7 protein-coding genes are annotated in these 6743 nt (G+C 57.1%); 4 read left to right on the forward strand and 3 right to left on the reverse strand.

Annotation, left to right across the window (positions count from 1 at the left end; genetic code table 11):
* Nucleotides 1-162 precede the first annotated feature (162 nt).
* Complete coding sequence (locus ACIQ39_RS17955; RefSeq protein WP_396435957.1) at nucleotides 163-1104, reverse strand: TRAP transporter substrate-binding protein; 942 nt, start codon at nucleotides 1102-1104, stop codon at nucleotides 163-165.
* Nucleotides 1105-1409: 305 nt separating this feature from the next.
* On the opposite strand from ACIQ39_RS17955, the gene ACIQ39_RS17960 reads away from it, so the two are divergent.
* Together ACIQ39_RS17960 and ACIQ39_RS17965 are read left to right on the forward strand one after the other, a co-directional pair.
* A complete protein-coding gene (locus tag ACIQ39_RS17960; RefSeq protein WP_396435951.1) occupies nucleotides 1410-2411 on the forward strand; it encodes a hydroxyacid dehydrogenase in 1002 nt (333 codons plus the stop codon).
* 47 nt (nucleotides 2412-2458) lie between these two features.
* Nucleotides 2459-3241: an HpcH/HpaI aldolase/citrate lyase family protein gene (locus ACIQ39_RS17965; protein WP_396435952.1), complete on the forward strand. Its 783-nt coding sequence runs from the start codon at nucleotides 2459-2461 to the stop codon at nucleotides 3239-3241.
* A gap of 12 nt (nucleotides 3242-3253) precedes the next feature.
* Here the strand turns inward: ACIQ39_RS17965 and ACIQ39_RS17970 are convergent, their stop codons facing one another.
* Nucleotides 3254-4945: an electron transfer flavoprotein-ubiquinone oxidoreductase gene (locus ACIQ39_RS17970; protein WP_396435953.1), complete on the reverse strand. Its 1692-nt coding sequence runs from the start codon at nucleotides 4943-4945 to the stop codon at nucleotides 3254-3256.
* A 172-nt stretch (nucleotides 4946-5117) separates the two neighbouring features.
* Here ACIQ39_RS17970 and ACIQ39_RS17975 point away from each other — a divergent pair, with 172 nt between their 5' ends.
* Both ACIQ39_RS17975 and ACIQ39_RS17980 read left to right on the forward strand, forming a co-directional pair.
* Nucleotides 5118-5900 (forward strand): SDR family oxidoreductase, encoded by a 783-nt coding sequence (locus ACIQ39_RS17975; protein WP_396435954.1) that lies wholly within the window; start codon nucleotides 5118-5120, stop codon nucleotides 5898-5900.
* Nucleotides 5901-5910: 10 nt separating this feature from the next.
* A complete protein-coding gene (locus ACIQ39_RS17980) occupies nucleotides 5911-6333 on the forward strand; it encodes an acyl-CoA thioesterase (RefSeq protein ID WP_396435955.1) in 423 nt (140 codons plus the stop codon).
* 42 nt (nucleotides 6334-6375) lie between these two features.
* Here ACIQ39_RS17980 and ACIQ39_RS17985 read toward each other — a convergent pair.
* On the reverse strand, nucleotides 6376-6743 hold a 368-nt coding region (locus ACIQ39_RS17985; RefSeq protein ID WP_396435956.1), incomplete at its 5' end, for a metal-dependent hydrolase.

Consider the following 6743-nt stretch of genomic DNA (forward strand, 5'->3'; position numbering starts at 1 on the left):
CTTCCTTCCCACACTCGGTCACCCTCATGCAGTTGCGCTTCACTTCGCTCGTCGTGATCAACTTGCGACGGGACTTGCACCCGTAGGAGTGCGCCCATGCTGGGCGCACAAAAAAAACGCCCGCCAGCACTGGCTGGTCGGGCATTACAAAGAAGCTTCAGATCACTTGAAGTTGCGAATGCGGTCCAAGTTGGCCTTGCCGAATTTCTTTTCAAACTCTGCGTTCACAGGGGCCATCGTGGCAATGAATTTGGTCTTGTCAACATTTTCAACAACGGTCATGCCACGTTTGCGCAATTCGGCCACGCCACCCGCATCGTCCTTGTCAACACGGGCGCGGTTGGCTTTCGCACCTTCTTTGGCCGCATCCAAAAAAATCTGCTGGTCGGCTTTGCTGAGCTTGTCAAAAACGGCTTTGTTCATGACGAAAACTGAAGGCGAGTAAACATGCCCGGTGAGTGTGATGTGCTTTTGCACCTGATCGAAATTGGCGGCCAGAATCACAGAAAGTGGGTTTTCTTGACCATCGATGGTGCCAGTCTGCAAGGCGGTGAAAACCTCTGGAAACGCCATGGGTGTGGTCACGATGCCCAAGCCTTTGTAAGCCGCCACGTGCACGGGATTTTCCATGGTGCGCATTTTGAGACCCTTCAGGTCATCTGGGCTATTGACGGGTCGTTTGTTGTTGGTCATGTGGCGAACGCCGTTTTCTGTCCAAGCCAGCGCTTTGAAACCTTTGGATTCAAATTTGGCCAACAACTCTTGTCCAATCGGGCCATCAAGCACAGCCCGGGCGTGGGCTTTATCGCGGAACAAAAACGGCACGTCCAAGATGGCTGTTTCGGGCACAAAATTGGGTACGGGGCCGGTTGAGTTGTGGCCCAACTCTTGTGTGCCCAGTTGCACTGCTTCCATGACCTCGCGCTCACCGCCCAATGAACCCGAGAAAAAATTCTTGATCACGATGCGGCCATTGGTGCGCTTTTCAACCTCTCTGGCCAAAGTGACAACCGCCTCACCTGCGTGTGAGTTTTCCGCGACGGAAATGGCGTTGCGCATGGTGATTTGTGCTTGGGCTTGTGCTGGGGCCGAGGCCGCGACCATGAGGCCAAAAGACACGCCCGTATACAGAAAAAGTTTGCTTAATTTCACGAAAAAACTCCTTAGGGATGGATGCAACAAAAAAGACTTTGTCAGCTTGTTGTCATGCAACCTTACTGGCAGCAGTTGCAAATACCAATAAGGGTTTTCGTGGGGTTTGAAAGGGGTTTGAAAAGGGCTGAAGAGTGGCTGCAAAAGGCGTGAATTTTTTTGCAATCCACTTGACAGCGCTGTTTGAAAGAGCAAGAGTCCACAGGATTCAAGCCCGCCCATTTTTAAGCATCAACACATCAGCACAAGGCAAATTCATGAGCATCAACGATTCAAACCAGTTCAAAGTGGGCATCACCTCGGATGTTTTGATGAGCAATGGCGAGCCCATCTTTGGTCGAGAGGTTTTTGAAATCTTGAACCAAGCCGGATTGGCCTGGGAGTTCATGGATGCGCTCCCTGAAATTCGTCCCGAACATGTCGCCCGCTATGACGCGATATGCGCCATGCTGACCCGTTTGACCCCGGCCAGTTTGCTGACCGCCCAACCCAGGCTCAAGCTGATTGCGCGCTTTGGGGTGGGCTACGACACCATCGATTTGGCCACCTGCGACAAGGCGGGTATCTTGCTGACCATTGCGCCCGATGAGGTTCGCCGTCCAGTGGCGGTTTCGGCCATCACTTTCATGTTGATGTTGGCCCACAAAGTGGGCATCAAGGACAGGTTGACCCGAAGTGGTCGCTGGGCTGAAAAATCTGATCACATTGGCACGGGCCTGACGGGCCGGGTACTGGGCTCGATTGGGGTGGGCAACATCGGTGCCGAGATGTTTCGTTTGGCCAAGCCATTCGACATGCATTTCATGGCCCACGATCCTTTTGCCGACAAAGAACTGATGGCCTCGCTCGGGGTAGAACTTGTGGATTTAGAGACCTTGTTTGCGCGCTCTGATTTTCTGACGGTCAACTGTCCTTTGAACGACAAGACCAAGGGTTTGGTGGATGCGCGTTTGTTGGCTTTGATGAAAAAAACAGCCTACTTGATCAACACCGCGCGCGGGCCCATTGTTGACGAGTCGGCGCTTTATAAGGCCTTGGCTTCGCATCAAATTGCAGGAGCAGGGCTGGATGTGTTTGAGGTTGAGCCCACTCCGGCCGACAACCCCTTGTTGCAGTTGGACAACGTGGTCGTGACCCCACACGGCATCTGCTTCACCGATGAATGCATGCAGGCCTTGGCGGCCAGCGCTTTTCGCGCGGTCGTTGATGTCAAGAATGGGCGCACGCCGCCCTACCTTGTAGCCACCTCCATCGCCTGACCTCATTGCCTGACCTCACCCCACCTTAGCAACTTGAAAGCCCATCCATGAGCCACTCTGTCCATTTAAAACCCGTGTTGATGTCCGGTGAAGTCGTGGCGGGGGCCATGGTTTTTGAGTTTTTTACGCCCGGAATTTCCCGCATTTTGGCCAATGCCGGGGCCCGGTTTGCCATCTACGATATGGAGCACACCGGCATGGGGTTTGAAACCCTGAAGTGGTTGTTCGCCACAACAGGCGGCTTGAACATGGCGTCTATGGTGCGCGTACCGACAGGGGGCTACACCTGGATTGCCCGAGCACTGGACTTGGGTGCCAGGGGCGTGATGGTGCCGATGGTGGAGACTGCGTCGCAGGCCGAGGAATTGGTGCGTGCATGCCGCTACCCGCCTGTCGGCAGACGGGGCGCTGCTTTTGGTTTTGCCCAATGCGATTACCTGGGGGGCAGCGTGGTCGAAAAAATAGACGACTACCATGCCCGGACTTTGTTGATTGCCCAAATCGAAACGGAGCGGGGTTTGCAAAACGTGGAAGAAATCGCCTCAGTCGAAGGCGTGGATGTGCTGTGGGTGGGTCACTTTGACTTGTCCAATTTCATGGGCATACCGGGGCAATTCGATCACCCCGACTTTTTGGCAGCCATGCAGCATGTGGCCGATGTGGCCAAAAAACACGGCAAGATTGCAGGCTTTATGGCGACCGACAAATCTTGGATAGAGCGTGCCAAAAGCATGGGCTACAGCATGTTGGCCGCAGGCACCGACACGGGTTTGTTGCAGCAAGCACTGGGCCAATTGGTGCAAGCCATTGACATGAAAAAACCCAGCTGAACCCGATGCGCCTTACATGCCGGTGTAGTTGGGCCCACCACCGCCTTCGGGCGTGACCCAGACGATGTTTTGGGTCGGGTCTTTGATGTCACAGGTTTTGCAATGCACGCAGTTTTGCGCGTTGATCTGCAGGCGGTCTGAGTTGTCGGCGTTCTTCACATACTCGTACACACCGGCCGGGCAGTAGCGCGCCTCTGGACCTGCGTACTTGGCCAGATTGATGTTCACTGGCACCGAGGCGTCTTTGAGTGTCAGGTGGGCCGGTTGGTTTTCTTCGTGGTTGGTGTTGCTGATGAAGACACTGGAGAGGCGATCAAAGGTCAGCTTGCCGTCGGGCTTGGGGTAGTCGATTTTTGGGCAGTCGGCCGCTGGCTTCAGATACATGTGGTCGGCCTTGTCACGGCGCAGCGTCCAGGGCATGTGGCCGCGCAGCACAAACTGTTCAAAGCCGTTCATGAGGGTCGCCACCGTCAGGCCCTTTTTGAACCAGGTCTTGAAGTTGCGCGACTTGTTCAGTTCGGTGTAAAGCCAGCTGGCTTCAAAGGCCTCGGGGTAGGCGCTCAGCTCGTCGTGCTGGCGACCCGCCACGATGGCCTCGTAAGCGGCTTGGGCCGCCAACATGCCGGTTTTGATGGCGGCGTGGCTGCCTTTGATGCGGCTCACGTTCAGGTAGCCGGCGTTGCAGCCCACCAGCGCACCGCCCGGGAACACGGTTTTGGGCAGGCTCATCAAGCCGCCAGCGGTGATGGCGCGTGCGCCGTAACCGATGCGTTTGGCGTTGACCTCGCCTTGGTTGTTGGTGAAGTACCACTTCACATTGGGGTGGGTTTTCCAGCGCTGGAATTCTTCAAAGGGGCTGAGCCAAGGGTTGGCGTAATCCAGGCCGACCACATAGCCGATGGCGATTTTGTTGTCTTCCATGTGGTACATGAAGGCGCCGCCGTAGGTGTCATTGGTCATGGGCCAACCGGCGGTGTGCATGACAAAGCCGGGGCTGTGGCGAGAGGGGTCGATTTCCCACACTTCCTTGATGCCGATGCCATAAGTCTGTGGGTCGCGGCCCTCGTCGAGCTTGAATTTGGCGATCAGCTGTTTGCCCAAATGGCCGCGTGCGCCTTCGGCGAACACGGTGTATTTGGCGTGCAGTGCCATGCCCAGCTGGAAGTTTTCGGTGGGTTCGCCATCTTTGCCCACACCCAAGTTGCCGGTGGCCACCCCTTTCACGGAACCGTCTTCGTTGTAGAGCACTTCGACCGCCGTAAAGCCAGGGAAAATTTCCACGCCCAAGGCTTCGGCCTGCTGACCCAGCCAGCGGGTGAAATTGGAGAGGCTGATGATGTAGTTGCTGTGGTTTTGCGCGCACTTGGGTAAAAACATGCCGGGTGTGCGGGTGGCACCGGTCTCAGACAGGAAGCTCCAGGCGTCGTCGGTCACGGCTTGGTTGAGGGGGGCACCGCGGGCCTTCCAGTCGGGAAACAGTTCTGTCAAGGCCTTGGGGTCCATGATCGCGCCAGACAAGATGTGCGCACCGGGCTCGCCGCCTTTTTCCAGCACCACCACCGACACGTCTTGGCCTTTTTCAGCGGCCAGTTGCTTCAAGCGAATGGCGGTGGACAGGCCAGCGGGGCCGCCACCGACCACGACCACGTCGTAGTCCATGGATTCGCGGGGGCCGTAAGTGCTCAGGATGTCTTGGGGGCTCATGAGGTTCTCTTCAAGGGAGGGGATGGGAAATGGGGGGCCAAAAGGCAGCCCGAATAAGCCCAAACACCGATGTGTCGGACGGGTGACTCATTTTATGCGGCCACGCCGGGCGCGCCGCGCACAATGGCGTCAAAGGCTTTAGCGGGTGTTTCCATTCAAACAGGAGTTGTCAATGGCTTATGAAATCGATTTGTCAGGCCGCGTGGCCTTGGTCACAGGCGCTTCGGGCGGCTTGGGTGCGCAATTTGCCAAAACCCTGGCCGCAGCGGGCGCGGGCGTGGTGCTGGCCAGCCGTCGCATCGAAAAACTCAAAGACTTGCGCGCCGAGATCGAAGCCGCAGGCGGTGACGCCCATGTGGTTGAGATGGACGTGACCGACCGGCACAGCATTGCCGCCGCCGTGGCGCATGCCGAAACCGAGATGGGCAGCATCGACATTTTGGTGAACAACTCGGGCGTGAGCACCACCCAGCGCATCCAAGATGTGAGCGAAGAAGACTACGACTTCATCATGAACACCAATCTGCGCGGCGCGTTTTTTGTGGCACAAGAAGTGGGCAAGCGCATGCTGGCCCGCGCCAAGGGCGCAGCGCCGGGCAGCTTCACGGGCGGGCGCATCATCAACATCGCCTCGATGGCGGGCTTGAAGGTCTTGCCGCAAATTGGCGTTTACTGCATGAGCAAAGCGGCCGTGATCCAGATGACCAAGGCCTTTGCCGTGGAATGGGGCAAATTTGGCATCAACGTGAACGCGATTTGCCCGGGTTACATCGACACCGAGATCAACCACCACCACTGGCAAACCGAGCAGGGCCAAAAGCTCATCAGCATGCTGCCGCGCAAGCGCGTGGGCCAGCCGCAGGACCTGGACGCTTTGCTGATGCTGCTGGCCAGCGACCAAAGCCACTTCATCAATGGCGCGGTGGTGTCGGCCGACGACGGTTTCGCGCTGTGAGGGCCAAGCCATGAAGCTGGAATTGCCCGAACACAAAAAACGGGTGCATGAGTTGGTCATCCCCATCCGCTGGGGTGACATGGACGCCATGGGCCACGTCAACAACACGGTGTATTTTCGGTACATGGAAAGCACCCGCATTGACTGGTTTGACAAGATCGGCTTCATGCCCAACCCGCAAGGGCAGGGGCCGGTGATCGTCAATGCGTTTTGCAACTTCTACAAACAGTTTGAATACCCGGGCAGCATCTTGGCCAAGATGTTTGTGAGCGATCCGGGGCGAACCACGTTTGAGAGCTGGTGCACGCTGGAGCGCACCGATCAGCCTGGCGTGGTGTTTGCCGCCGGGGGGGCGACCACCATTTGGGTGAATTTCCCCAATCAAAAAGCGGTGACCCTACCCGACTGGGTGCGGGCTTTGGTCAGCGACTGAGCGCTGTTTTTCGCTGGAGCAAGCCCCTGTGTGCGCGGGGCTTCAAGCCGCTGTTGAAACCGCACCGCCCACAGCACGCCATTCGTCAGCATGGCTTTGCAACCAGTCTTGCGACAAGGTGGCGCTGCCCACTTGCATGGGGTGAAAGTCTTTGCGGGTATAGGCCCAAAGCGGCTTGGCCACGCGCCAGACCATGCCGTGGCGACCGAACAAGAACTTGGACGCCGACCACCAGGTCGAGGGCTTGAACAGCGTCTTGTCGTGCCACAGGTTGTTCACCGTTTGGCGCAACACGTCGGTGCTGAACTGCAAAGTCACGTACCAAAACCAACGCATGCGCCAAGTGTGGTTGCCACCCAAGCGTTGGTAAAGGTCAAAGGCCACACATTTGTGCTCAGACTCTTCCGCCG

Source organism: Limnohabitans sp. (assembly GCF_044361645.1).
Lineage (GTDB): Bacteria > Pseudomonadota > Gammaproteobacteria > Burkholderiales > Burkholderiaceae_C > Limnohabitans_A.